27 protein-coding genes are annotated in these 22,866 nt (G+C 73.7%); 17 read left to right on the forward strand and 10 right to left on the reverse strand.

The window, feature by feature from the left end; translation table 11 throughout:
* The first annotated feature begins 7 nt into the window (after positions 1-7).
* Positions 8-2,332, forward strand: a complete 2,325-nt coding sequence (gene lon, locus ABFT23_RS05335) for an endopeptidase La (RefSeq protein ID WP_347893159.1) — start codon at positions 8-10, stop codon at positions 2,330-2,332.
* A gap of 109 nt (positions 2,333-2,441) precedes the next feature.
* On the forward strand, positions 2,442-2,882 hold the full coding sequence (locus ABFT23_RS05340) for an SRPBCC family protein (protein ID WP_347893161.1): 441 nt from the start codon (positions 2,442-2,444) through the stop codon (positions 2,880-2,882).
* A gap of 27 nt (positions 2,883-2,909) precedes the next feature.
* Here ABFT23_RS05340 and ABFT23_RS05345 read toward each other — a convergent pair whose 3' ends face one another.
* Complete coding sequence (locus tag ABFT23_RS05345; RefSeq protein WP_347893163.1) at positions 2,910-3,599, reverse strand: response regulator transcription factor; 690 nt, start codon at positions 3,597-3,599, stop codon at positions 2,910-2,912.
* 157 nt (positions 3,600-3,756) lie between these two features.
* Between ABFT23_RS05345 and ABFT23_RS05350 the strand changes: the two genes are divergently transcribed.
* Together ABFT23_RS05350 and ABFT23_RS05355 are read left to right on the forward strand one after the other, a co-directional pair.
* Positions 3,757-4,335: a helix-turn-helix transcriptional regulator gene (locus tag ABFT23_RS05350; RefSeq protein WP_347893164.1), complete on the forward strand. Its 579-nt coding sequence runs from the start codon at positions 3,757-3,759 to the stop codon at positions 4,333-4,335.
* Positions 4,336-4,471: 136 nt separating this feature from the next.
* Complete coding sequence (locus ABFT23_RS05355) at positions 4,472-5,182, forward strand: GAF and ANTAR domain-containing protein (RefSeq protein WP_347893166.1); 711 nt, start codon at positions 4,472-4,474, stop codon at positions 5,180-5,182.
* A gap of 19 nt (positions 5,183-5,201) precedes the next feature.
* Here the strand turns inward: ABFT23_RS05355 and ABFT23_RS05360 are convergent, their stop codons facing one another.
* Positions 5,202-5,846, reverse strand: a complete 645-nt coding sequence (locus tag ABFT23_RS05360; protein ID WP_347893167.1) for a helix-turn-helix transcriptional regulator — start codon at positions 5,844-5,846, stop codon at positions 5,202-5,204.
* 75 nt (positions 5,847-5,921) lie between these two features.
* Here ABFT23_RS05360 and ABFT23_RS05365 point away from each other — a divergent pair, with 75 nt between their 5' ends.
* Positions 5,922-6,542, forward strand: coding sequence for a methyltransferase (locus ABFT23_RS05365; RefSeq protein WP_347893169.1), 621 nt, complete (start codon positions 5,922-5,924; stop codon positions 6,540-6,542).
* 12 nt (positions 6,543-6,554) lie between these two features.
* Here ABFT23_RS05365 and ABFT23_RS05370 read toward each other — a convergent pair whose 3' ends face one another.
* Positions 6,555-6,758, reverse strand: a complete 204-nt coding sequence (locus tag ABFT23_RS05370; RefSeq protein ID WP_347893171.1) for a CDGSH iron-sulfur domain-containing protein — start codon at positions 6,756-6,758, stop codon at positions 6,555-6,557.
* Complete coding sequence (locus ABFT23_RS05375; protein ID WP_347893172.1) at positions 6,755-7,708, reverse strand: iron-containing redox enzyme family protein; 954 nt, start codon at positions 7,706-7,708, stop codon at positions 6,755-6,757. The genes ABFT23_RS05370 and ABFT23_RS05375 overlap by 4 nt, the downstream gene beginning before the upstream one ends.
* 173 nt (positions 7,709-7,881) lie before the next feature.
* Here ABFT23_RS05375 and ABFT23_RS05380 point away from each other — a divergent pair, with 173 nt between their 5' ends.
* The 3 genes from ABFT23_RS05380 (at position 7,882) to ABFT23_RS05390 (ending at position 10,310) form a co-directional block, all read left to right on the forward strand.
* On the forward strand, positions 7,882-8,526 hold the full coding sequence (locus tag ABFT23_RS05380) for a response regulator transcription factor (RefSeq protein ID WP_347893174.1): 645 nt from the start codon (positions 7,882-7,884) through the stop codon (positions 8,524-8,526).
* Between the two features lie 49 nt (positions 8,527-8,575).
* On the forward strand, positions 8,576-9,058 hold the full coding sequence (locus tag ABFT23_RS05385) for a hypothetical protein (RefSeq protein WP_347893176.1): 483 nt from the start codon (positions 8,576-8,578) through the stop codon (positions 9,056-9,058).
* Between the two features lie 136 nt (positions 9,059-9,194).
* Complete coding sequence (locus ABFT23_RS05390; RefSeq protein WP_347893178.1) at positions 9,195-10,310, forward strand: methyltransferase domain-containing protein; 1,116 nt, start codon at positions 9,195-9,197, stop codon at positions 10,308-10,310.
* On the opposite strand, the gene ABFT23_RS05395 is transcribed toward ABFT23_RS05390, so the two are convergent.
* From ABFT23_RS05395 to ABFT23_RS05405, 3 genes are read right to left on the reverse strand one after another with little or no spacing between them, the layout of a single operon-like run.
* On the reverse strand, positions 10,295-11,713 hold the full coding sequence (locus ABFT23_RS05395) for a protein adenylyltransferase SelO (protein ID WP_347893180.1): 1,419 nt from the start codon (positions 11,711-11,713) through the stop codon (positions 10,295-10,297). The two genes, ABFT23_RS05390 and ABFT23_RS05395, sit on opposite strands and share 16 nt — an antisense overlap.
* 20 nt (positions 11,714-11,733) lie before the next feature.
* Entirely contained in the window at positions 11,734-12,696 is a 963-nt protein-coding gene (locus ABFT23_RS05400; RefSeq protein WP_347893182.1) for a TIGR01777 family oxidoreductase, read from the reverse strand.
* A gap of 44 nt (positions 12,697-12,740) precedes the next feature.
* Positions 12,741-13,820: an NADH:flavin oxidoreductase gene (locus tag ABFT23_RS05405; protein ID WP_347893183.1), complete on the reverse strand. Its 1,080-nt coding sequence runs from the start codon at positions 13,818-13,820 to the stop codon at positions 12,741-12,743.
* 214 nt (positions 13,821-14,034) lie between these two features.
* Here ABFT23_RS05405 and ABFT23_RS05410 point away from each other — a divergent pair, with 214 nt between their 5' ends.
* From ABFT23_RS05410 to ABFT23_RS05430, 5 genes are read left to right on the forward strand one after another with little or no spacing between them, the layout of a single operon-like run.
* Positions 14,035-14,328, forward strand: a complete 294-nt coding sequence (locus ABFT23_RS05410) for a metal-sensitive transcriptional regulator (protein ID WP_347893185.1) — start codon at positions 14,035-14,037, stop codon at positions 14,326-14,328.
* Complete coding sequence (locus ABFT23_RS05415) at positions 14,325-14,558, forward strand: heavy-metal-associated domain-containing protein (protein WP_347893187.1); 234 nt, start codon at positions 14,325-14,327, stop codon at positions 14,556-14,558. Before ABFT23_RS05410 ends, ABFT23_RS05415 begins: the two co-directional genes overlap by 4 nt.
* Complete coding sequence (locus ABFT23_RS05420) at positions 14,555-14,758, forward strand: hypothetical protein (RefSeq protein WP_347893188.1); 204 nt, start codon at positions 14,555-14,557, stop codon at positions 14,756-14,758. The genes ABFT23_RS05415 and ABFT23_RS05420 overlap by 4 nt, the downstream gene beginning before the upstream one ends.
* The gene (locus ABFT23_RS05425) at positions 14,724-16,931 is read left to right on the forward strand and encodes a heavy metal translocating P-type ATPase (RefSeq protein ID WP_347893190.1); all 2,208 of its coding nucleotides are present in this window, start codon (positions 14,724-14,726) and stop codon (positions 16,929-16,931) included. Before ABFT23_RS05420 ends, ABFT23_RS05425 begins: the two co-directional genes overlap by 35 nt.
* A gap of 10 nt (positions 16,932-16,941) precedes the next feature.
* The gene (locus ABFT23_RS05430) at positions 16,942-18,288 is read left to right on the forward strand and encodes a cytochrome P450 (protein ID WP_347893191.1); all 1,347 of its coding nucleotides are present in this window, start codon (positions 16,942-16,944) and stop codon (positions 18,286-18,288) included.
* A gap of 20 nt (positions 18,289-18,308) precedes the next feature.
* On the opposite strand, the gene ABFT23_RS05435 is transcribed toward ABFT23_RS05430, so the two are convergent.
* Positions 18,309-18,890 carry a Dps family protein gene (locus tag ABFT23_RS05435; protein ID WP_347893193.1) on the reverse strand — a complete coding sequence of 194 codons (582 nt, stop codon included), beginning with the start codon at positions 18,888-18,890 and terminating at the stop codon, positions 18,309-18,311.
* 86 nt (positions 18,891-18,976) lie between these two features.
* Between ABFT23_RS05435 and ABFT23_RS05440 the strand changes: the two genes are divergently transcribed.
* From ABFT23_RS05440 to ABFT23_RS05455, 4 genes are all read left to right on the forward strand, one after another.
* Positions 18,977-19,366 carry a phage holin family protein gene (locus ABFT23_RS05440; protein ID WP_347893194.1) on the forward strand — a complete coding sequence of 130 codons (390 nt, stop codon included), beginning with the start codon at positions 18,977-18,979 and terminating at the stop codon, positions 19,364-19,366.
* Positions 19,363-19,578: a DUF3618 domain-containing protein gene (locus tag ABFT23_RS05445; protein WP_347893196.1), complete on the forward strand. Its 216-nt coding sequence runs from the start codon at positions 19,363-19,365 to the stop codon at positions 19,576-19,578. The genes ABFT23_RS05440 and ABFT23_RS05445 overlap by 4 nt, the downstream gene beginning before the upstream one ends.
* A complete protein-coding gene (locus ABFT23_RS05450) occupies positions 19,575-19,883 on the forward strand; it encodes a DUF4235 domain-containing protein (protein WP_347893197.1) in 309 nt (102 codons plus the stop codon). Before ABFT23_RS05445 ends, ABFT23_RS05450 begins: the two co-directional genes overlap by 4 nt.
* Positions 19,884-19,946: 63 nt before the next feature.
* Positions 19,947-21,653, forward strand: a complete 1,707-nt coding sequence (locus ABFT23_RS05455; RefSeq protein ID WP_347893198.1) for an alkaline phosphatase D family protein — start codon at positions 19,947-19,949, stop codon at positions 21,651-21,653.
* Here the strand turns inward: ABFT23_RS05455 and ABFT23_RS05460 are convergent.
* Entirely contained in the window at positions 21,643-22,377 is a 735-nt protein-coding gene (locus tag ABFT23_RS05460; RefSeq protein ID WP_347893199.1) for a helical backbone metal receptor, read from the reverse strand. The two genes, ABFT23_RS05455 and ABFT23_RS05460, sit on opposite strands and share 11 nt — an antisense overlap.
* Positions 22,374-22,862 carry an acyl-CoA thioesterase gene (locus ABFT23_RS05465; RefSeq protein WP_347893201.1) on the reverse strand — a complete coding sequence of 163 codons (489 nt, stop codon included), beginning with the start codon at positions 22,860-22,862 and terminating at the stop codon, positions 22,374-22,376. Before ABFT23_RS05465 ends, ABFT23_RS05460 begins: the two co-directional genes overlap by 4 nt.
* Positions 22,863-22,866: the final 4 nt, after the last annotated feature.

Here is a 22,866-nt window from a genome sequence, read left to right on the forward strand (position 1 = left end):
GCCGGACATGACCACCGCACTGCCCGTCCTGTTCGTCACCGATCTGGTCGTCCTGCCCGGCATGGTCGTGCCGGTCGAGCTCGACGACGCCGCCCAGGCCGCCCTCGACGCCGCGCGCGCCGGTAGCGACAGCACCCTCCTCCTGGCCCCGCGCCTCGACGACCGCTACGCCTCCCACGGCGTGCTGGCCACCGTCGAGCGCACCGGGCGCCTCAGCTCCGGCGGCCCCGCCGCCGTCCTGCGCGCCGGACGCCGTGCCCGCATCGGCAGCGGGACGACGGGTCCCGGCGCCGCCCTGTGGGTCGACGTCGACGTGCTCGACGACGAGCCCGCCACCGACCACGCGCACGAGCTCGCCGACGACTACCGCCGCCTCGTCGTGGCGCTCCTGCAGCGCCGCGAGGCCTGGCAGGTCGTCGACTCCGTGCACCGGCTCACCGACCCCTCGGCACTCGCCGACGCGGCCGGCTGGGCGCCGTACCTGTCCGACGAGCGCAAGCGCGAGCTGCTCGAGACACCCGACGTCGAGCAGCGGCTGACCACCCTCATCGCCTGGACGCGCGAGCACCTCGCCGAGGTCGAGCTCACCGACAAGATCGGCGAGGAGGTGCGCGACGGCATGGAGAAGACCCAGCGCGAGTACCTGCTGCGCCAGCAGCTCGCCGCCATCCGCAAGGAGCTCGGCGAGGGCGAGCCCGAGGGCGCCGACGACTACCGCGCCCGGGTCGAGGCCCACGTCGGCCTGCCGGACGCCGTCCGCGAGGCCGCGCTGCGCGAGGTCGACAAGCTCGAGCGCTCCAGCGAGCAGAACCCCGAGGCGGCCTACCTGCGCACCTGGCTCGACACCGTGCTCGACCTGCCGTGGGGCACCACGACCACCGACTCCACCGACGTCGCCGCCGCCCGCGCCGTGCTCGACGCCGACCACCACGGGCTCGACGAGGTCAAGGACCGCATCGTCGAGCACCTCGCCGTCCGGGCCCGCCGCGCCGAGCGCGGCCTCGAGGTCGTGGGCGGTCGCGGCTCCGGCGCCGTCGTCCTGCTCGCCGGGCCTCCGGGAGTCGGCAAGACGAGCCTCGGTGAGTCCGTCGCCCGCGCGCTCGGGCGTCAGTTCGTGCGGGTCGCGCTCGGCGGCGTCCGCGACGAGGCCGAGGTCCGCGGCCACCGCCGCACCTACGTCGGTGCCCTGCCCGGCCGCATCGTCCGGGCGATCAAGGAGGCCGGGTCGATGAACCCCGTCGTCCTGCTCGACGAGGTCGACAAGGTCGGCTCCGACTACCGCGGTGACCCCTCGGCCGCCCTGCTCGAGGTGCTCGACCCCGCGCAGAACCACACCTTCCGCGACCACTACCTCGAGCTCGACCTCGACCTGTCCGACGTGCTGTTCATCGCGACCGCCAACGTCGTCGAGCAGATCCCCGGCCCGCTGCTGGACCGCATGGAGCTGGTCACCATCGACGGCTACACCGAGGACGACAAGGTCGCCATCGCCCGCGACTTCCTGCTGCCGCGCCAGCTCGAGCGGGCTGCGGTCACCGTCGACGAGTTCTCGATCACCGACGCCGCACTGCGCGAGCTGGCCGCCGACTACACCCGCGAGGCCGGCGTCCGCCAGCTCGAGCGGCTGCTGGCCAAGGCGCTGCGCAAGGCCGCGACCCGGCTCGCGACCGGCGCCGAGCGCGTCGACGTCGACCTGCCCGACCTCAAGGACCTCCTCGGCCGCCCGCGCTTCACGCCCGAGTCGGCCGAGCGGACGGCGGTGCCGGGCGTGGCCACCGGCCTCGCGGTCACGGGTCTGGGCGGCGACGTGCTGTTCATCGAGGCCTCGGCCCACGAGGGGACGGCGGGGCTCACCCTGACCGGCCAGCTCGGCGACGTCATGAAGGAGTCGGCGCAGATCGCGCTGTCGTTCGTGAGGTCGCACGCCGACGCGCTCGGCGTCGACGCGAGCTTCTTCGACGACAGGGCCATCCACGTGCACGTGCCCGCGGGTGCGACGCCGAAGGACGGCCCGTCGGCCGGCATCACCATGGTCACCGCGCTGACCTCGCTCGCCACCGGCCGCCCGGTGCGCTCGGTGGTCGGCATGACCGGCGAGGTCACCCTCAACGGCCGCGTGCTGCCGATCGGTGGGCTGAAGCAGAAGCTGCTCGCGGCCCAGCGGGCCGGCCTCACCGAGGTCTTCGTGCCGCTGCGCAACGAGCCCGACCTCGACGACGTCCCGGCCGAGGTGCTCGAGGCGCTGACGGTGCACGTCGTCGGCGACGTGCTGGACGTCGTCCGCGGGGCCCTGGAGGACGAGCGGTCAGACCGCCAGACCGCCGCGGCCTGACGCCGGTCGACCGGCCACCCCTCCGGGTGCGGTCCCAGCCGCCCCCGGAGGGGAACCTCGATGACAGGCCTGGACGTGAACATGATGTGACCGAGGAGGGGAGAGCGCGGTGCCCGTCGTCGCACGGACCCTGACGGTCGAGGCGTCGATCGCCTCCGTGTGGCAGTTCGTCTCCGACTTCACCACGACCGAGGAGTGGGACCCACCGACCGTCTCCACCGCGCGCACCAGCGGCGACGGCGGCCTCGGCTCGACCTACCGCAACGTGATGAAGTTCCACGGCAGCCGGACCGAGGTGGACTATGTCATGACGGAGCGCGACCCCGAGCACGTCGCCGCATGGCGCGGCACGGCGCGCGGGCTGGTGGTGCTGACCCGCATCTCCCTGTCGGCGCTGCCGGGAGGCCTGGTCGAGGTGCGCTACGAGTCCCGGCTGACCCCGGTCGACGAGGAGGTCACCCCGCTCGACCTCGACGAGGTCGAGGCGCTCGTCGACCTGGCGGCGGAGAGCCTGCTCGACTCGCTCGAGCACCTGCCCGTCGACCACTGACCCGCGCGCACCCCGGGCCGGCGCGCGTCACGGACCGAGGTCGCGGGCCCGGTCGGGCTCGAAGCCGTGGGCGTGGCCCCACAGCACGGCCTGGGTGCGCCGGCTGACGCCGATCTTGCGGTAGAGCGTGCGGATGTGGGTCTTGACGGTGTTGATGCCGATGTAGGCCTGCGCGGTGATCTCCTCGTTCGACAGGCCGCGGCAGATGAGGGCGAGCACCTCCGACTCGCGGGCGCTGAGCCCGAAGTCGTCACCGGGCCACCGCCCGGTGGTGGCGATCTCGGCCGGCGACCCGCCCGCCTCGCCCGGGCGGCCGGGCGTCGGGGCCGAGACCACGCGCTCGCCGGCGTGGACCCGCTCGAGCGCGTCGACCAGCTCGGACGCCGTCACGCCCTTGGAGACGTAGCCGGACGCGCCGTTGTCGAGGGCCGCCGCGACGAGGTCGCGCTCGCCGTCCCAGCTGAAGACGACCAGGCGGGCCCGGTCGCCGACCAGCTCGTCGGGCGGCGTGGGACTGTCCTGACGCTGCGCGAACGTGTCGTAGAGGACGACGTCGACCTCGCTCACCACCGGCAGCCCGGCGGTCAGCTCGACGAGCTGGACCCGCTCGGCGTAGGGCTCGAGCACGGCGGCGATGCCGGCGACGACGATCTCGTAGTCGTTGACGATGGCGACGCGAACCGGGCGCGATGCATCGACATGGTCTTCACTACCCACGACCGCAGCCTGTCACTGCCGGGGTGCGCGCGTCCCCGGAAGCGGCTCACGCCAAAGGGTGAACCTGCGCCTGGACCGCGCCCGGACCGCCCCTAGACTGGGCGAGCCGGCCGGGCCGAAACCCGACCCGTTGGCCGGCCTCGGCAGAAGAGGCCTCATGACCGCCTCGTCCACCCTCACCCCCCACGACCTCGCCCCGCGCCTCGACCCGGTCCGGGTCTCGCTCTCGACCTCCGTCGTCGTCCGCGCCGGCCTCGACTCCCTGCTCGGGCCGTGGCCCGACCGCGTCGAGCTGTTGGCCGACCACGAGTACCGACGCGCCCACGTCGACGTCTTCGAGCCGGACGACGAACGGGCCGGCCGCCGTCCACCGGACGTGCCGCGCATCGCGCTGTCCTGGGACCCGCGCCCCGCCGCCGTCACCCGGGCCTGCGACCTCGGTGCGGCCGTGGTGCTGCCGCTGAGCGTCGGGGCCGACCGGCTGCTGGAGGTCGTCGAGCAGGTGCACCACGACCGCGTCGCGGCGACCGGACTGCGGCCGGGCCGGCCGGCGCTGTCGTCGCGCGAGCACGACGTCATCCGCGGTGTCTGTCGGGGCCTCAGCAACGCCGAGATCGCCGCGCAGCTCGACCTGTCGGTCAACTCGGTCAAGACCTACGTCCGCACCGCCTACCGCAAGATGGGCGTGGGCAGCCGCTCGCAGGCCGTCCTGTGGGGCGTGACCCACGGTCTCTGAGGCCGCCTCACCCGCAGGGGGGTCGGCCACCCGCTGCTAAGGTCTCGCCTCGTCTTCTGGCGGAGCCGAACAGCGACTCCGCGCGGCACGGGCATACCCCAGCGGGTATCTCTGGCAGCACGGAGCCTCCGATCCCTTGTCCCGACCTCTCGACGTGGTCGCTGCGCTGACCCAGGTCTCGCGCGACTTCCGCACCCCCCAGGACCTCGACACCACCCTCCACACCCTGGTCACGGTCGCCCGCGACTCGACGCCGGGCGCCGACCACGTGAGCATCTCGGTGCGCCTGACCGACGACCCCATGCACACGGTGGCGGCCACCGACGACGTCGCGCGCACGCTCGCCGACCTCCAGCAGGAGCTCGGCGAGGGGCCCTGCCTCGACGTCATGGACGTCGACGTCCTGATCCGCTCCGACCACCTCGGCGACGAGCCGCGCTGGCCCCGGTTCGCCGCACGGGCGGTCGACCTCGGCGTCTGCTCCTACGTCGGCGTGCGGCTGCTGGCCGAGGAGCACACCGTCGGCGCCCTGTCGATGTACTCGACCTCGGCCGACGCCCTCACCGACGAGGCCGTGCAGATGGCCGACCTGTTCGCCGCGCACGCCGGGCTCGCGCTCGGCCACGCCCGTCGCATCGAGAACCTCAACGCCGCCCTGCAGACCCGGCAGGTCATCGGGCTCGCACTCGGCATGATCATGCAGCGCCTCGACCTCGACGAGAACACCGCCTTCGCCTACCTGACCCGCGTCTCGGCGACCACCGAGACCAAGCTGCGCGACGTGGCGGCGGCGATGGTGCAGCAGCACCAGGAGCGGCTCGGCCGGCCGACGCGGCCGGCGCCCTGAGGGCCGAGCGGCCGCGGCCCTAGCGGTCGCGGTCGACGACGACGCGGAGCCGGTCGGGCTCGAAGCCGTGCTCGATGCCCCACAGCACGGCCTGGGTGCGGCTGGTGACGCCGATCTTCTTGTAGAGCGTGCGGATGTAGGTCTTCACGGTGTTGAGCCCGATGAACGCCCGCTCGGTGATCTGCTGGTTGCTCAAGCCCTGGCAGATGAGGGCCAGCACCTCCGCCTCGCGTGAGCTGAGGCCGAGCTCGTCGCCCGGCCAGCGGCCGAAGTCGTCGACGGCCGAGCCCGCGGGACGCACCTGCTCGCCGTCGGCGACCCGCTCGATGGCCGCGACGAGCTCGTCGGCGGTCAGGCCCTTCGACAGGTACGCGGCGGCTCCGGCGGCGCACGCGCGCTCGACGAGGCCGTCGTCGGTGTTCCAGCTGAAGACCACGAGCCGGGCGCCGGAGTCGCCGACCACGTCGTCGATCACGACGGCGTCGCCCTGGACCTGGCCGAACGAGTCGTAGAGCACCAGGTCGACGTCGCTCACGACGGACATGCCGGCGTCGAGCTCGACGACCTCGACCCGGTCGCCGTAGGGCGCGAGCACGGCGGCGATGCCGGCCACGACGAGGTCGTAGTCGTTGACGATCGCGATGCGGACAGGACGTGCGGGCACCTCGGCATGGTGCCACAGGACCGATCACCCCTGCGCGGGGATGTCGCCCGGGTCGGGGTCGGCCAGGGTGGTGGGATGGACACCCACGTTCGGCGCTCGGTCCGCATCGACGGCGTCGTGATCGAGTACGACGAGCGGGTGCTCGAGCCGCGGCCGTGGACGGCCCTGCAGTCGCAGTGGGCCGCCGAGCTGCTGGACGACGCCCCGGCGGGCCCGGTGCTCGAGCTGTGCACCGGCGCGGGGCACATCGGGCTGCTCGTGGCGGCCCGCACCGACCGACGTCTCGTCGCGGTCGACCGCGACCCCGTCGCCTGCTCCTTCGCCCGCCTCAACGCCGAGGGCGCGGGCGTCGACCACCGCGTCGAGGTCCGCGAGGCCACGCTGGTCGACGCCGTCCACGACGGTGAGACGTTCGCGCTCGTGCTCGCCGACCCGCCCTGGGTGCCGACCAGCCAGGTCGAGCGGTTCCCCGACGACCCGACCGGTGCCATCGACGGCGGCGACGACGGCCTCGACGTCGCCCGCACGTGCATCGACGTCGCCCGCGACGCGCTGCCGGCCGGGGCGAGCCTGCTGCTGCAGCTCGGCACCGACGGGCAGGCCGACGTGCTGCTCGAGGCCGCCGTCGCCGACGGCTGGGCCGACGGCGGACGACGTCGGGCCGCGCGCGGCGTCGTCCTGCGGCTGGTGCGCTGAGGCCGGGGTCTCCTAGCGCCAGCCGGGCAGCAGCTTGTGCGTCCCGTCGCACCACGGGGCGAGGGCCGACTTGCCGCACCGGCACACCGCCGAGACCGGCCGGGTGCTCGTGTGCTGCTCGCCGTCCTCGTCCTCGATCACGACGCGGCCGCGCACCAGCATCGGCCCGCCCGGGCAGAAGGTGATGTCGGGTCGCGAGGCGGCCGGCTCGCTCATGCCGCCCACTCCTCGAGCAGCGCCGTCGCCGTCCGGTTCTCGAGGGTCAGGCAGGCCCACACGCCGAACCGCACGTCGTCGGCCAGGGCGGGCTCGGCGGCCACCAGCGTCTGGCAGATGTCGCGGAGCGCGAGCTGCTCGTGGACGGCGTCGGCGGCGACGTGCTCGTCGTAGTACGACGCCATCGCCTCGGGGAAGTCGAGCCGGCGCAGGCCCTGGGCCAGCTGGCGCGACGGCACCGAGCTGGTGGCCTCGAACGCGGCCAGGTGCCCGAGCGCCGCCCCGCGCAGACGACGGTGCAGCCCGAACATCGACAGCACGTTGTTCTGGTCGAGCACCTCGGGCAGCGCCTCGTCGACGTAGGCGCCGTAGGCGGCGTCGAGCCCGGCGGCCGACAGGCCCTGCTCGAACAGGACGTGGTGCAGCCGCGCCGGGTCGCCGTTGCCGTACTCGTCGAACTGCACCTCGAGCAGGGCCGCCTTCGGCCGGGCGGGCAGGCGGGGGACCACCCAGCTGGTCGGGTCGGCCTCCTTGAGGTGGTAGATCGAGCGCTGCCGCAACAGGGCCTCGGTCTCCTCCCGCGAGGCGTGCTGCTGCACGTGGCGCGCGAGGGAGCGGCCGTCGTCGGACTCGATGATCGTCTGCAGGTCGTCGACGAGGTCGTCGGTGCGGGGGATGGCGGCGTCGGCGATCTCGACGCGCAACCTCGCCTCGAGCGCCGCCTCGAGGCGGGCCCGGGTGGTCAGCGTCGCGGGGTGCCACTCCCACCGGTCGCTGACGTCGTCGAAGCCTCGGTAGTGCAGCTCGTGGAGCATCCACAGGCTGAGCGCGGCGTCGTCCGGGTTGTCGGCGGTCGGGGCGTCGTCGATCGTCGCGGCCGTGCGCGGGTCGGTCCGGAGCAGGGTGGTCAGGTGGGCGCCGAGGGCGCCCCGGGGATGGGGGAGCTGCACGTTCTCGATGCTGTCGCGCGCGGAGCGCGGGGACGTCCATCCGCACGGGTGGCAGTGGGCCTGGTGCGCCCCGTTCACCCCTGCGAATGAAAGAACCGGTTCTGTGCCGGTCGGCACCCCCCGAAGGGGTGACGCCGGTGGTCTGGACAGGGGGCAGGGGCTAGACAGGGGACATGACCGACCCAACCACGACTGACCGGCCCTGCCGCGTCGCCGTCGTGAGCCCGCTGGACGTCGTCCGCAACGGGCTCGAGACGATGCTGGGGCACCATCCGGTCGAGGTGACGGTGGTCGAGCTCTTCACCGGCATCGGCGCGGACCAGCCCGACGTCATCCTCTACGACGCGATCGGCCTCCACGAGGGCGACGGCGCCGACCTCGACTTCTTCGTCCGCGACACCGGCGCCGCGGTGCTCGTCGTCTCGCCGGACCTGCGCCCCGACCTCGCCTCACGCGCCCTGGCGCGGGGCGCCGACGGCTTCTTCTCGCTCGGCGTCGACGACGACGAGCTGCTCGCCGCCGTCCTCGGCGCCTCCGGCCTCGACCCTGTCGCCGACGCCGCCGGCGGTCCCGACGCGGTCGAGCACCGGCTCGGCCACGACGTCGGCCTGACCCCGCGCGAGATCGACGTGCTCACGCTCATCACCCAGGGCCTGAGCAACCAGGAGATCGCCGCGCACAGCTACCTGTCGATCAACTCGGTCAAGACCTACATCCGCAGCGCCTACCGCCGGATCGGGGTCACCAGCCGCTCCCAGGCGGTCGTGTGGTGCCTCCAGCACGGCTTCGACGCGCAGCCGGCGACCGTCGGAGACTGAGTACGCAGGCTCTGCCGGAGCGGCCCCGCGACGCCGCACCATGGTCGGCATGACCACGACCCCGTCCGCCGCCGCACCGACCACCCCCGTCCGCGCGACGCCCGGTGCGCACCGGCTGCTGCTCTGGCTGCCGGTGCCCGCCTTCGTCGGCGTGCCGTGGCTGCTCGTCGAGGGCGACTCGGCCATCAGCAGCGGTGTCGCCGACCTCGACGCCCTCTACGGCCTCGCCGCGTTCACGATCGTCGCGCTGAGCATCGGCCTGGGGCTCTCGACGGTCGTGGTCGCCGCGGTCTTCTCGTTCACGAGCCCGTCGGCGCGGGCGACCGGGGCCCTCGTGAACGCCGCGTGGACGGCGTCGTCCGGCCTCGGCCTCGTCGCGCTCGTGGCCTGGTCGACCGCGACCGACTCCGTGCTGCGCACCTCGGCGACCGCCGGCACCCAGGTCGGCTGGCAGGTCGCGGCCGGTGTCGTCGCCCTGCTGCCGCTCGTCGTAGTGCTCGCCGTGCGAGGGGTGGCACGCCCGCGCGCGTGACGGCCCGATCCCGGGGCCTGGGGACGAGCTGCTGGTGGACGTCGGGGTCCGCATCGGACCTGCAGCCTGAGCGGCGCGGGCGGGCACGACGTCGCCCAGTAGCTCTGCAGGACACCGCGCTGCCTACGCTGGAGGCGTGCGCTGCGGCTACTTCGACGCGGGTGCGTGCCGCTCGTGCACGCACCTTTTGACGCCGTACGGCGACCAGCTGGCCGCGAAGGACGCGCACGCCCGTGCGGCGCTGCCCGACGGCGTCCGGTGGCTGGCGCCGGTCGCGAGCGCCGAGGGCGGGTTCCGCAACAAGGCGAAGATGGTGGTCGCCGGCCCGGTCGACGACCCGACGCTCGGCATCCTCGACACCGACGGCCGCGGCGTCGACCTGCGTGGGTGCGCGCTCTACTCCCCGGCGATGCACGTGCTGCTGCCGGCGCTCGCCGCCCTCGTCTCCACCGCCCGGCTCACGCCCTACGACGTGCCGACGCGGCGCGGCGAGCTCAAGCACGTGCTCGTCACCGAGTCGCCCGACGGCGAGTTCCTCGTGCGCTGGGTGCTGCGCACCACCGAGGCGCTGCCGCGGCTGCGCAAGCACCTGCCCGCGTTCCTGGCCGAGCACCCGGAGGTCGTGGTGGTCACGGCCAACCTGCAGCCCGACCACAAGGCGGTGCTGGAGGGCGACGAGGAGGTCGTGCTCACCGAGCGCTCGACCCTGCGGGTCGAGGTCGACGGTGTGGGGCTGCACCTCGGGCCCCGGGCGTTCTTCCAGACCAACACCGCCGTCGCCGGCGCGCTCTACCGGCGCGCCCGCGCGTGGGCCGACGAGGTGGCGCCGTCGTCGGTGCTCGACCTCTACTGCGGCGTCGGTGGGTTCGCCCTCCACCTCGCCGCCCCCGGACGACGCGTGCACGGCGTCGAGGTGAGCGAGCAGGCCGTCGCCAGCGCCCGGACGACGGCCGCCGAGCTCGGCCTCGACGTCACCTTCGACGCCGGCGACGCGACCGGGGTGACCGGGGCCGACGCCGAGCTGGTCGTGGTCAACCCGCCGCGGCGCGGGCTCGGGTCGCAGCTGTGCGCCACGCTCGAGCGCTCGGCGGCCACGACGCTCGTCTACTCCTCGTGCCGCGTGACCTCGCTGGCGCGCGACCTCGCCGCGCTGCCGTCGTGGGTGCCCGAGGAGGCCCAGGTGCTCGACATGTTCCCGCACACCGACCACTACGAGGTGATCGTGCGGCTGCGGCGTCAGGTGCCGCAGTAGGTGACGAACGCGTCGGCGCCGTCGGGTGACGGCTCGGCGTAGCGCTCCGCTCCGGGCAGGTCGCCGTACGGCGACGTCACGGCCTGCAGCAGGGGCGCGAGGTGGGCGAGGTCGCCGTCGTCGGCGGCGTCGAGGGCCTCCTGCACGAGGTGGTTGCGTGGCACGCGGACGGGGTTGGTGCGGCGCATCGTCGCGACGTCGGGCCCGAGCGCCTGCCACCGGGCGTGCCAGGCGTCGAAGGCCTCCCGGTCGACGACGTGGTCGCGCGCGGTGCCGTCGGCGAGCGCGACGACGAAGGAGGTGAGGTCGGGGTGCTCGGTCTGCAGCAGCGTGAGGGCGCCGTCGACGACGTCCTGCGCCTCGGGCACGTCGGGCAGGCCGAGCTTGGCGCGCCAGCCGGCGTCCCAGGCGGCGGCGTAGCGCGGACGGAACCCCTCGAGCGCGGTGGTGACGACCTCGACCGCCTTGGCCTCGTCGTCGTGCACGAGCGGCAGCAGGGTCTCGCCCAACCGGGCCAGGTTCCACTCGGCGGCGAGCGGCTGGTTGGCGTAGGCGTAGCGACCGCCGGAGTCGATCGAGCTGAACACCGTCGCCGGGTCGAACGCCTCGAGGAACGCGCACGGGCCGTAGTCGATGGTCTCGCCCGAGATCGTCATGTTGTCGGTGTTCATGACGCCGTGCACGAAGCCGACCAGCATCCACCGCGCGACCAGGTCGGCCTGCGCGGCGACGACGGCCTCGAACAGCGCCAGTGCCGGCCGCTCGGCGTCGGCGGCATGCGGGTGGTGCCGGGCGATCGCGTGGTCGACGAGCCGCTGGAGCAGGTCGGGGTCGTCGAGCGCGCGGACGTACTGGAACGTGCCGACGCGCAGGTGGCTCGACGCGACCCGGGTGAGCACCGCGCCGGGCAACGGGGTGTCGCGCTGCACCGTGCGCCCCGTCGCGACGACGGCCAGCGCGCGGGTGGTCGGGATGCCGAGGGCGTGCATGGCCTCGCTGACGACGTACTCGCGCAGCATCGGGCCGACCGCGGCCAGCCCGTCGCCACCTCGCGCGAACGGCGTGCGCCCCGACCCCTTGAGGTGGACGTCGCGCAGCCGCCCCTCGGCGTCGGTGACCTCGCCGAGCAGCAGCGCCCGGCCGTCGCCGAGCCGCGGGGAGTAGCCGCCGAACTGGTGTCCGGCGTAGGCCTGGGCGACCGGGCGGGCGCCGACGGGCACGGCGTTGCCGACCAGGAACCGGACGCCCTCGTCGGTGCGCAGCCACGCGGCGTCGAGGCCGAGCTCGGCGGCCAGCGGCTGGTTGAGCGCGAGCAGCCGCGGTGCGGGCGCCTCGGCGGCCGGCCGCTCCAGCGCGAGCTCGGGCAGCTCGTCGGCGAAGTGGTGGGTGAGCGTGACGGCCATGTCCCGAGGCTACGCGTGGGTCAGCGCCGGGCCCGGACGGCGGCGACCAGGTCGGCCGCGGCGTCGTCCCAGGTCGGGTGGTCGAAGGTGAAGCCGGCGTCGAGCAGACGGCCGGGCACGACGCGCCGGCTCTTGAGCAGCAGCTCGGGGTCGGAGCGGAGCACGAAGGCGCCGAGCCCGGCCATCCGGCGGGTGGCGGGCAGGGCGGGACGTCGTCCCCAGGCGCGACGCAGGGTGCGCATCAGGTCGCGCTGGGGGAGCGGGTCGGGCGCGGCGAGGTTCACCGGACCGGCGAGGTCGTCGCGCTCGACGAGGAACAGCACGGCCCGCACCACGTCGTCGCCGTGGATCCACGAGACGTGCTGCGCGCCGCCGGCGACCGGTCCGCCGAGACCCAGGCGGGCGAGCCGGAGCAGGTAGTCGAGGACGCTGCCGCGGTCGGGGCTCATCACCATCGCGGTGCGCAGCGCGACCCGGCGGGTGCGGGGCAGGTCGGCCTCGGCCTGGGCGGCCTCCCACCGGCGGGCGATGCGCACGCTGTACTCCCAGTACAGCGGGACGTCGGGCTCGTCGCCGCCGAGCACGCCGGTCGCCTCGTCGTGGGCCCGCCCGTGGTGGCGCGCGTCGGCGTAGATCGTCGCCGTGCTCATCTGCAGCCAGACCGCCGGCGGATGCTCGGCCCGCGCGATCGCCTCGCCGACCACGCGGGTCGACTCGACCCGGGAGTCCATCATCTGGCGCAGGTTCGCGTCGGTGTAGCGACAGCTGACGCTGCGTCCGGCCAGGTTGACGACGACGTCGGCACCGTCGACCTCGGCGGCCCACGGGCCGAGGGTGCGCCCGTCCCAGACGGCGTGCCGGACCCCTGCCTCGAGGGTCTCGGGTCGGCGGCTGAGCACGACGACGTCGTGCCCCGCCTCGACGAGCGCGCGGCGCAGCACGCCGCCGACGTGGCCGGTGCCTCCGGGGATCACGAACCTCATGGCCCGACCGTACCCTAGATTTGAACGCGTTCAAACAAGCGGCGTCAGCGGTCGACGACGAAGTCGTCCCAGTTCGTCGCGAGGTAGTCGACGAACGCCGGCCCGACGCTCTCGGCCGCGAGGTGGGCGCGCGAGACCGGCTGCCGGATGCTCGCCCAGGTCGGGTCGGACACGGCGCGCGCGGCGAAGTCGTGGTGGATGATCGCCGCCGTGCCGACGGTGGCGGAGTCGGCTCCCTGCTCGAGGCACCATGCGGCGTCGCCGGCCGAGAGGATCTTGCCGGCCACGCCGAGTCGGGTGCCGTGGCGCGGCAGGCCCGTGAAGTGGGTGATCAGCGCGTCGTCGTCGCCGCTGCCGTGCACCGGCTTGCGCACGTCCCACAGCGACAGGTCGAGGTGGTCGACCAGGCCGGAGGCGAGCACCCGGCCGGCAAGCGTCACGGCGTCGTCGAGCGCGATGCCGAAGCGCTCGGGGGAGAGTCGGATCGCGACCTGGAACTGTGGGCCGGTGCTCTCGCGGATGCCGCGCAGCACCTCCCACATGAGGCGCGAGCGGCCCTCGAGGTCGCCGCCGTAGGCGTCGGTGCGGTGGTTCTTGCGGGCGTCGAGGAACTGCGCGACCAGGTAGCCGTGGGCACCGTGCACCTGCACGCCGTCGAAGCCGGCCCGCTCGGCGCGCACCGCGCCGGCCACGAACGCGTCGCGTGCCTGCCCGACCTCCGCGGTGGTGAGCGCCCGCACCCCGCGGGCCTCGTCGTCCCACGGGGCGACGAGCGGCAGGCCGCTCACCTCGGACGACGCCCGCTGGCCGCCGTGGTGCAGCTGCACCGACGACGTCGCACCGGCCGCGCGCAGGTCGTCGGCGAGGCGCCGCAGGCCGGGCAGGTGGGCGTCGTCCGCGATGCCGAGCTGGCCGGGCCAGGCCTGGCCGGCGCGGTCGACGTAGGCGGCGCACGTCATCACCAGGCCGAAGCCGCCCTCGGCGCGCGCGACGAGCCAGCGACGCTCGTCGTCGCCGAGCGTGCCGTCGGGGTGGCTCTGCAGGTTGGTCAGCGGGGCGAGGGCGAGGCGGTTGCGCCACGACGGGCCGTGGGCCAGGTCGAGGGGGTCGGCGAGCGAGGTCACGGCGCCAGTCTGCGGCACGGCGCGCCGCGCGCCTCGGGGGGACGGCGAGCGGCCCGCCGCTCCCCGCGACGGGCCGCTCTTGCAGTCGTCGCACTGCGACGAGCTGTCCGTGCCCGGTGAACGTGAGCGGCATTCACGTGTCTGGACCACTTCTGTGACGGTCGTCTCCGCGCGCGGCCTGGCGCAGATACCATAGGGGGGTATGGTAGATAGCATGGACCACGGGGACCCCGGCTACGCCGGCCGCAAGGACGACTACCTCAAGCGCATGAAGCGCATCGAGGGTCAGGTGCGCGGCATCGAGCGGATGATCGAGAACGACACCTACTGCATCGACATCCTCACGCAGGTCTCCGCGGTGACGAAGGCGCTCCAGGCCGTCGCCCTGGGCCTCGTCGACGAGCACATGAGCCACTGCGTGCTCGACGCCGCCAAGGCCGGTGGCCCCGAGGCCGAGGCCAAGCTGAAGGAAGCATCCGCCGCTATCGCCCGATTGGTGAAGTCATGACCACCCCTGACCGTCCGTCGACGACCCCGCACACGTTCGAGGGCACCGTCTCCGGCATGACGTGTGCCCACTGCGTCGCCTCCGTCACCGAGGAGGTGTCCGAGATCGAGGGCGTCACCGACGTCCGGGTCGACCTCGCCACCGGGGCGCTCAACGTCACCGGCGACCAGCCGTTGCCCGCCGACCGGGTGCGCGCCGCCGTCGAGGACGCCGGGTACTCGCTGACATGAGCGCCCTCGCCCGCATCGGTGCGTTCGCCGTCGCCCTGGTCGCGGTGTTCGTCGTCGCGCTCGGCGTGGGCCGGGCCACCGGACCGGTCGGTCCCGTCGGACCGCTCGACGAACCCACCACCAGCCCGCACGACGGCGTCGTCGAGACCCGGGACGGAGGCGTCGATGACCACGCAGGCGACGAGCAGCACGACCACTGAGCTCGCGATCACCGGCATGACCTGCGCGTCGTGCGCGAACCGCATCCAACGCAGGCTCAACAAGCTCGACGGGGTCGAGGCGAGCGTCAACTACGCCACCGAGAAGGCGCACGTCACGTTCGCCGACACGGTGTCGACCGACGATCTCGTGGCCGCGGTCGAGGCCGCCGGCTACCAGGCGAGCCTCCCGGCCGCCGAGCCCGAGCAGGCCGACGCCGACGACACCGACCCGAACCGGGCCCTGCGCGACCGGGTGGTCGTCAGCGCCCTGCTGACCGTGCCGGTCGTCGCCATGGCGATGTGGCCGGCGCTCCAGGTCGACGGGTGGCAGTGGCTCTCGCTCACCCTGGCCGCGCCGGTCGTGGTCTGGGGCGCGCTGCCGTTCCACCGGGCCGCCTGGGCCAACCTGCGGCACGCGGCCGCGACGATGGACACCCTCGTCTCCGTCGGGGTGCTCGCCGCGTTCGGCTGGTCGGTCTACGCCCTCATGTGGGGCACGGCCGGCACCATCGGCATGACCCACCCGTTCCGCATCGCCGTCGAGCGCACCGACGGCGCGGGCAACATCTACCTCGAGGCGGCGGCCGGCGTCACCACGCTCGTGCTGCTCGGCCGCTACGTCGAGGCGCGCTCCAAGCGCCGCGCCGGTGCCGCCCTCCGGGCGCTGCTCGACCTCGGCGCCAAGGACGTCGCCGTCCTGCGCGACGGGGGCGAGGTGCGGGTGCCGGCGTCCGAGCTCGTCGTGGGCGACACGTTCGTGGTCCGGCCGGGGGAGAAGATCGCGACCGACGGCGACGTCGTGGAGGGCGGCTCGGCGGTCGACGCCTCCATGCTGACCGGCGAGTCGGTCCCTGTCGAGGTCCGGCCCGGCGACGCCGTCGTCGGCGCGACCGTCAACGTCGGCGGGCGGCTCGTCGTCCGCGCCACCCGGGTCGGCGGCGAGACCCAGCTGGCCCAGATGGCCCGCCTCGTCGAGGACGCCCAGTCGGGCAAGGCCGCCGCCCAGCAGCTCGCCGACCGCGTCTCCGGCGTGTTCGTGCCCGTCGTCCTCCTGCTCTCGGCCGCGACGCTCGGCTTCTGGGTCGGCACCGGTGCCGGGACGGCGGCCGCGGTCACCGCCGCGGTGGCGGTGCTGGTCATCGCGTGCCCGTGCGCGCTCGGCCTCGCGACCCCGACGGCCCTGCTGGTCGGCACCGGCCGCGGCGCGCAGCTCGGCATCCTCGTCAAGGGGCCTGAGGCGCTCGAGCGGGCACGGCGCATCGACGTCGTGCTGCTCGACAAGACCGGCACGGTCACGACCGGCGAGATGTCGCTGCGCTCGGTGCACGGCGACGAGCGCACGCTCGAGCTCGCCGCCGCCCTCGAGAACGCCTCCGAGCACCCGATCGCCCGGGCCGTCGCGGCCGGCGTCGACGAGCGCCGGCCCGTCACCGACTTCGTCAGCCTCGAGGGCCTCGGCGTCCGCGGTCGCGTCGACGACCTCGACGTGCTGGTCGGTCGGCCGAGCCTGCTGGCCGACCACGGCATGCCCCTGGCCGCCGGCCTGCGGCGTGTGGTCGACGACGCGCACGCCGACGGCGGCACCGCCGTCGCCGTCGGCTGGGACGGCGCCGCGCGCGGCGTGCTCGTCGTCGCCGACACCGTCAAGCCGACCTCGCGCGAGGCCGTGCAGCGCTTCCGCGACCTGGGCCTCACGCCGGTGCTGCTCACGGGCGACCACGAGGCCGTGGCCCGCGCGGTCGCCGCCGAGGTCGGCATCGACGCCGAGCACGTGGTGGCCGACGTGCTTCCGGCGGACAAGGTGTCCGTCGTTCGCCGCTGGCAGCACGACGGCCACGCCGTCGCGATGGTCGGCGACGGCGTCAACGACGCCGCGGCTCTGGCGCAGGCCGACCTGGGGCTGGCGATGGGCACCGGCACCGACGTCGCCATGGAGGCCGGCGACCTGGTGCTGGTGCGCGGCGACCTGCGGGTCGCGGCCGACGGCGTCCGGTTGGCCCGCCGCACGCTCGCCACGATCAAGGGAAACCTGTTCTGGGCCTTCGGCTACAACGTCGCGGCGATCCCGCTCGCCGCGGCCGGCTTGCTGAGCCCGATGATCGCCGGCGGGGCGATGGCGTTCTCGTCGGTGTTCGTGGTGCTGAACTCCCTGAGGCTGCGCCGGTTCTCGTAGAGTCGGCGGTGTGACCGCTGCCACGCACGTGCGCGAGCTGCCCGACGTCCGACGCGACGACCGGGGGTGGCCCTACCTGGGTCGGGCGCTGTCCTACGCCCACGACCCGCTCGCCCTGTTCCAGCGGCAGTGGGAGCACTACGGGCCGGTGGCCCCGATGCGCATCCTCGGCGACACCTGGGTGATGCTCCTCGGCCCCGACGCCTGCCAGGCGGCGCTCACCAACCCGCACAAGGCGTTCGCCAACGGGCCGGCGTGGAACCGGCTGGTCGGGCCGTTCTTCGACCGCGGGCTCATGCTCCTCGACTTCGACGAGCACCACCTGCACCGCCGGATCCTCCAGGACGCCTTCACGAGGTCGCGGCTCGAGGGCTACGTGGCCGGCATGTACCCGGCCATCGAGCGCGGACTGGCCACGTGGTCCAGGCACGGCGACGTCCGCGCCTACCCGGCGCTGAAGCAGCTCACGCTCGACGTCGCCGCCGAGATCTTCATGGGCGGGGCCGAGGACTCCACGCCCGAGGAGATGGCCCGGGTCAACGCCGCCTTCATCGACTGCGTGCAGGCCGCCTCCGCCCTCGTGCGGCTCGACCTGCCGCTCACCCGGTGGGGCCGCGCCCACCGCGGTCGCCTCGTGCTCGAGCAGTGGCTGCGCCACTACCTCCCGGCGCGCCGTTCCCGGCTCACCGACGACCTGTTCTCGCAGCTGTGCCACCTCGAGACCGACGGCGGCGAGCGGTTCTCCGACGACGACGTCGTCAACCACATGATCTTCTTGATGATGGCCGCGCACGACACCTCGACCAGCACGCTGTCGACCATGATGCAGTACCTCGGCCAGCACCCCGAGTGGCAGGAGCGCTGCCGCGACGAGGCCGCGGCGCTGCCCGACCGGCCGACGCTGGCCGAGCTCGACTCGCTGACCTCGCTCGACCTCGTCATGAAGGAGTGCCTGCGGCTCCGCGCCCCGGTGCCGGTCGTCGTCCGGCGCACGGTGGCCGACGTCGTCGTCGAGGGCGTGCGCATCCCGGCCGACACGTTCGTGACCGTCGCCGCCCAGTTCTCGCACCTGATGCCGGAGTACTGGACCGACCCGACCTCGTTCGACCCCGAGAGGTTCGCCCCCGACCGCCGCGAGGACAAGAGCCACCGGTTCGCGTGGGAGCCGTTCGGCGGCGGCGTGCACAAGTGCCTCGGCATGGCTTTCGCCGGCATGGAGGTCGCGGCCGTGATGCACCGGCTGCTGCGCGACCACGAGTGGCGGGTCGACCCGTCGTACGTCGCGCCGCTCAACAACCACTCGCTCCCGTTCCCGACAGACGGACAGCCCGTCGCGTTGACGCGACGGGCTGTCTGAGGAACTGCGGTCAGGACGGCTCAGGCGGTGGCCGCCTCGGTGGCGTCCTGCTGAGCGGCGTTGGCCGCCTCGGCCTCCGAGGTCGCTCCCGAGGTCGAGAGGCTGCCACCCTTGTCCTCGAGGTGGGCGCGGATGAACCAGTGGAACAGCTCGAGCGCGTCGGTGTGGGCGATGAGCATGTCCTGGGTGACCAGGTCGAGGTCGTCGAGCTCCTGGATCGCGTCGCGGTAGCTGGTGATCACGCCCTGGTACACGACGTCGAGCGCGCCGAGGTGCTCCTGCGTCGTGGCCCGGCCGATCGAGTACTCGTCCCACGAGCGCTGCTCGACGAGCGCGCCCGGAGTGCCCACGGGCGAGCCGCCCAGGGTCGCGATGCGCTCGGCGATGGCGTCGGAGAACCCGCGGACGGCGTCGACCTGCGGGTCGATCATCTCGTGCACGGAGATGAAGTGCGGACCGACCACGTTCCAGTGCACGTGCTTCAGCGTCAGATGGAGGTCGGTGGTCGCGTTCAGCCGGTCCTGCAGCAGAGCCACGACGCGCTCGGCGTCGGCGGTCTCCAGACCGGGGGTCGTGTAGCGGAGCTTGCCGTTGGTAGCCATGCGTCGAACATAGGCACGCCGACCCCGGCCGGACGCCACCACAAGGGGTGGTCCACCGGTGCCGTGAGGGCTCCTAGTTTCGAGGGATGGACGAGTCACAACCGAGCACGGGCGAGCTGTTCACCCGGTTGACCGAGCAGTCTCGCCAGCTGATCCAGGACGAGATCCGGCTGGCCCAGGCCGAGACCCAGCGCAAGGTCAAGCACGGTGTGATGGGCGTCGCCGAGTTCGGCGTGGCCGGCGTCCTGGCGCTCTACGGCGTCGGGCTGCTGCTGGCGACCATCGTGCTCGGCCTCGCCGAGGCCGTGCCGGCCTGGCTGTCCGCCCTCATCGTCACCGTGGTCGTGTTCGCGATCGCCGGGGTGCTGGCGTTGATGGGCAAGAAGCAGGTGGGCGAGGCCACGCCGCCGGTGCCCGAGCGCGCCGTCGCCGGCGTCAAGGAGGACGTCGAGACGTTGAAGGGGCAGCACGCATGAGCGAGTCCGAGAAGACCCAGACGCCCGAGCAGATCCAGGCCGACATCGAGAAGACGCGCGCCGACCTCGCCGCCACCGTCGACCAGCTCGGCGAGCGGCTCCACGAGCGCAAGCAGCAGGTGGTGACCGGGGCCACCTACGCCGGAGCCGCGGTCGGCGCGGTGATCGTCGTGCTCGTCGTCGTCAAGATCGTCAAGAAGGTGCGGGCATGAGCAGCCGACCGCAGGTCGAGGACTCCGGCAGCAAGGCCGCCCGCATCCTCTACAAGCCGTGGGGCGTCGTCGGCAGCCTCCTGTCGGCGATCCTGGCCCGCAAGATCTTCACCGTCGTGGCGCACCGGGTCATCCCGGTCGACACCGACGACCCGCCCAAGCCCCTCGAGTCGGAGTACCGGCTGCGCGAGGTCGTGCTCACGGCCTTGGTCCAGGGCGCGATCTTCGCCGTCGTCAAGGCCCTGTTCCAGCGGGGCTCGGCCCGCGCCTTCCAGCGCTGGACCGGCGAGTGGCCCGGCGACTGATCGAGCGTGGGAGGGTGAGTGGACAGATGAAGACGCTGCTGCACCCGTTCACGGCCACCTGACGTGACCGACTCCCCGCTGGTGCTCGGCCCGCTGGTGCGGCACGTCGACCAGACGTCGGCCTCGGTGTGGGTCGAGACGGCCCGCGCCGGCACCGTGCGCGTCACCGCCGACGGCTGCGACGACGTCGAGGCGGTGACTTTCGCCGTCCACGGTCACCACTACGCACTGCTGTGCCTGAGCGGCCTCGAGCCCGGGAGGCAATACCCCTACACCGTCCGGCTCGACGGCGAGGTCGTCTGGCCCGACCCGGCGTCCGACCTGCCCCCGTCGGTGGTGCCGACCCTCGACCACGCCAAGCCGCTGCGCATCGCCTACGGCTCGTGCCGCACCTCGGTCGATCACGACGAGGCCGGCAACGCCACCCACGGCATCGACGCCCTGCGCGCCTACGCCCTGCGCATGGCCGGCCTGACCAGTGCCGACGCCGACGACCCCGACGGCGGCGAGCCGCGCTGGCCCGACCTCGTCGTCTTCCTCGGCGACCAGGTCTACGCCGACGAGACCACCGCGGCGATGCAGGAGTTCATCGAGTCACGCCGCTCGATCGACGAGCCGCCCGGCACCGAGCTGAAGGACTACGAGGAGTACGCCCACCTCTACGCGCTCGCGTGGTCCGACCCCGTCAACCGCTGGCTGCTCTCGACGCTGCCGAGCCTGATGATCTTCGACGACCACGACATCCGCGACGACTGGAACACCTCGCGCGCGTGGAAGGACGCGATGGAGGCCACCGACTGGTGGCACGGCCGCATCGTCGCCGGGCTGGCCTCGTACTGGGTCTACCAGCACCTCGGCAACCTCTCGCCGGCCGAACGTGCCGGCGACCCGGTCTGGTCGCAGATCGCCGCGCACGCCGACGAGCCCGGCTGGGACGCCGGACCGCTGCTCGACGAGTTCGCCGACCGCGCCGACCAGGAGCCGACGTCCTACCGCTGGAGCTACGCCCGTGACCTCGGTGCGCAGGCGCGCCTGGTCGTCGTCGACTCGCGGGCCGCGCGGGTGCTCGAGCCCGACCACCGCAACCTGCTCGACCCCGACGAGCTCGCCTGGGTCGACGACCAGCTGCGCGGCGACGTCGACCACCTGCTGGTCGCCACGTCGCTGCCGTTCCTGCTGGCGCCGGGACTCCACCACGTCGAGGCGTTCTCCGAGGCGCTGGCCGGCGGCGGGTGGGGACGCCGTCTGTCGCGCTTCGGCGAACGCCTGCGCACGACCGTCGACCTCGAGCACTGGGCGGCCTTCCAGGCCGGCTTCGGCGCCGTCGCCGAGATGGTGCTCGAGGTCGGTCGCGGCGAGCGCGGGCGCGCGCCGGCGACGGTCACGTTCCTCTCCGGCGACGTGCACCACAGCTACCTGTCGGCGGTGCGGCCGCTGCCCGGCGTCCAGAGCCGGATCATGCAGGCGGTCTGCTCGCCCATCCGCAACCCGCTCTCGCGCAAGTGGCGCTTCGCGACGGCCGCCCTGTCGTACGGCGTCGCCGGACCGCTCGGTCACGTCGTCGCCCGGTCGGCCAAGGTGCCCGACGCGCCGTTCGAGTGGCGGCTCGTCGAGGGCCCGTGGTTCGACAACAACCTGGCGACCCTCGAGGTGCACGGCGACGGCCTGCGGCTGTGGTGGGCCACCGGCCACCACGGGCACGGCGACCCGGTCGACCGGCCGCGGCTGCGGCGGGTGGCCGACGTGCGCGTGGGCGACGTCAGCGGCTGAGGCGCGCGGCCTCCAGCAGCGACGGGCCGTACCAGGTGATCAGCCGGCCGCTCACGAGCTCGGTCGGGGTGCGGGTGAACGCCTCCGGTCCGTCGTCGTCGCCGAACACGTAGGGCTCGTCGGGCAGCAGGACGACGTCGGCCCCGGCCCCGTCGAGGTCGGCGAGCTCGACGTGCGGGTAGCGGTCGGCGTGCTCGGCGTAGACGTTGGCCCAGCCCAGCCGGCGCAGCAGGTCGGTGGTGAACGTGCGGGCTCCGACGACCATCCACGGGTCGCGCCAGATCGGCACCGCGACGGTGCGGTCGACGGCCGGCAACGGCCCGCACCACAGCTCGCGGCTCTGCGCGAGCCACTCCGGCCGGGCCCAGCCGAGCCCGTCGAGCAGCCGCTCCATCGACGCGACGGCGTCGGGCACGGTCTCGATGTCGGTGACCCACACGGTCACGCCCGAGTCGCGGAGACGCCGGACGTCGAGCTCGCGGTTCTCCTCCTTGTTGGCCACGACGACGTCGGGGGCGAGGGCGCGCACCGCCGCCAGGTCGGGGTTCTTGGTGCCCCTGACCCGGGTGACGTCGAGGTCGGCCGGGTGGGTGCACCACTCGGTCGCCCCGACGACGGCGCCGGGCTCGGCGGAGACCAGGGCCTCGGTGAGCGACGGCACCAGGCTGACCACGCGACGCGCCGGCGCCTCGAGCCCGACGTCGGCGCCGAGGTCGTCCCTCATCGCCGCAGGCTCAGGCCGGTCCCGACCTCGGCGACCCACGGGCGGGCCGCGATCTCGGCGTCGAGGGCGGCGGCGACGTCGTCGGGGATCGGGCTCGAGCGCCGTGACTCCATCGAGACGTGCACGTACATCTCCTCCATCACGCAGGCCAGGCGGTCGCGGGACTCGTCGACCACGAACGAGATGCCGTGCAGGGCCTTGCCCGTGCGCCCGGCGAAGGCCGCGCGCACGGTGAACCGCTCGTCGAGCCGGAGCTCGGCGAGGTAGCGGATGTGGTGCTCGACGGTGAAGAACGAGCTGCCGCGCTCACCGATGTAGTCGTCGCCGATGGCCACCTCCTGCAACCGGATCCACGGGGCCCAGGCGCCGAGCTCGAAGTACTTGGTGATGTTCATGTGCCCGTTCTCGTCGACGGCGTCGGCCGGCACCGTGAGGTCCATCGAGGCGGGCAGGGAGCGGAGCTGGTCGATCGAGGGTGAGGTCACCCGT

Source organism: Nocardioides secundeburneus (genome assembly GCF_039939255.1).
GTDB lineage: Bacteria > Actinomycetota > Actinomycetes > Propionibacteriales > Nocardioidaceae > Nocardioides.

Bases quoted from the DNA above. Each gene is read 5' to 3' on its own strand.
- lon (WP_347893159.1), top strand. From the start codon at position 8: ATGACCACCGCACTGCCCGTCCTGTTCGTCACCGATCTGGTCGTCCTG.
- ABFT23_RS05350 (WP_347893164.1), top strand. From the start codon at position 3,757: ATGACCGCCTCGTCCACCCTCACCCCCCACGACCTCGCCCCGCGCCTC.
- ABFT23_RS05365 (WP_347893169.1), top strand. From the start codon at position 5,922: ATGGACACCCACGTTCGGCGCTCGGTCCGCATCGACGGCGTCGTGATC.
- ABFT23_RS05370 (WP_347893171.1), bottom strand. From the start codon at position 6,758: ATGAGCGAGCCGGCCGCCTCGCGACCCGACATCACCTTCTGCCCGGGC.
- ABFT23_RS05380 (WP_347893174.1), top strand. From the start codon at position 7,882: ATGACCGACCCAACCACGACTGACCGGCCCTGCCGCGTCGCCGTCGTG.
- ABFT23_RS05385 (WP_347893176.1), top strand. From the start codon at position 8,576: ATGACCACGACCCCGTCCGCCGCCGCACCGACCACCCCCGTCCGCGCG.
- ABFT23_RS05395 (WP_347893180.1), bottom strand. From the start codon at position 11,713: ATGGCCGTCACGCTCACCCACCACTTCGCCGACGAGCTGCCCGAGCTC.
- ABFT23_RS05400 (WP_347893182.1), bottom strand. From the start codon at position 12,696: ATGAGGTTCGTGATCCCCGGAGGCACCGGCCACGTCGGCGGCGTGCTG.
- ABFT23_RS05410 (WP_347893185.1), top strand. From the start codon at position 14,035: ATGGACCACGGGGACCCCGGCTACGCCGGCCGCAAGGACGACTACCTC.
- ABFT23_RS05415 (WP_347893187.1), top strand. From the start codon at position 14,325: ATGACCACCCCTGACCGTCCGTCGACGACCCCGCACACGTTCGAGGGC.
- ABFT23_RS05420 (WP_347893188.1), top strand. From the start codon at position 14,555: ATGAGCGCCCTCGCCCGCATCGGTGCGTTCGCCGTCGCCCTGGTCGCG.
- ABFT23_RS05425 (WP_347893190.1), top strand. From the start codon at position 14,724: ATGACCACGCAGGCGACGAGCAGCACGACCACTGAGCTCGCGATCACC.
- ABFT23_RS05435 (WP_347893193.1), bottom strand. From the start codon at position 18,890: ATGGCTACCAACGGCAAGCTCCGCTACACGACCCCCGGTCTGGAGACC.
- ABFT23_RS05440 (WP_347893194.1), top strand. From the start codon at position 18,977: ATGGACGAGTCACAACCGAGCACGGGCGAGCTGTTCACCCGGTTGACC.
- ABFT23_RS05445 (WP_347893196.1), top strand. From the start codon at position 19,363: ATGAGCGAGTCCGAGAAGACCCAGACGCCCGAGCAGATCCAGGCCGAC.
- ABFT23_RS05450 (WP_347893197.1), top strand. From the start codon at position 19,575: ATGAGCAGCCGACCGCAGGTCGAGGACTCCGGCAGCAAGGCCGCCCGC.
- ABFT23_RS05460 (WP_347893199.1), bottom strand. From the start codon at position 22,377: ATGAGGGACGACCTCGGCGCCGACGTCGGGCTCGAGGCGCCGGCGCGT.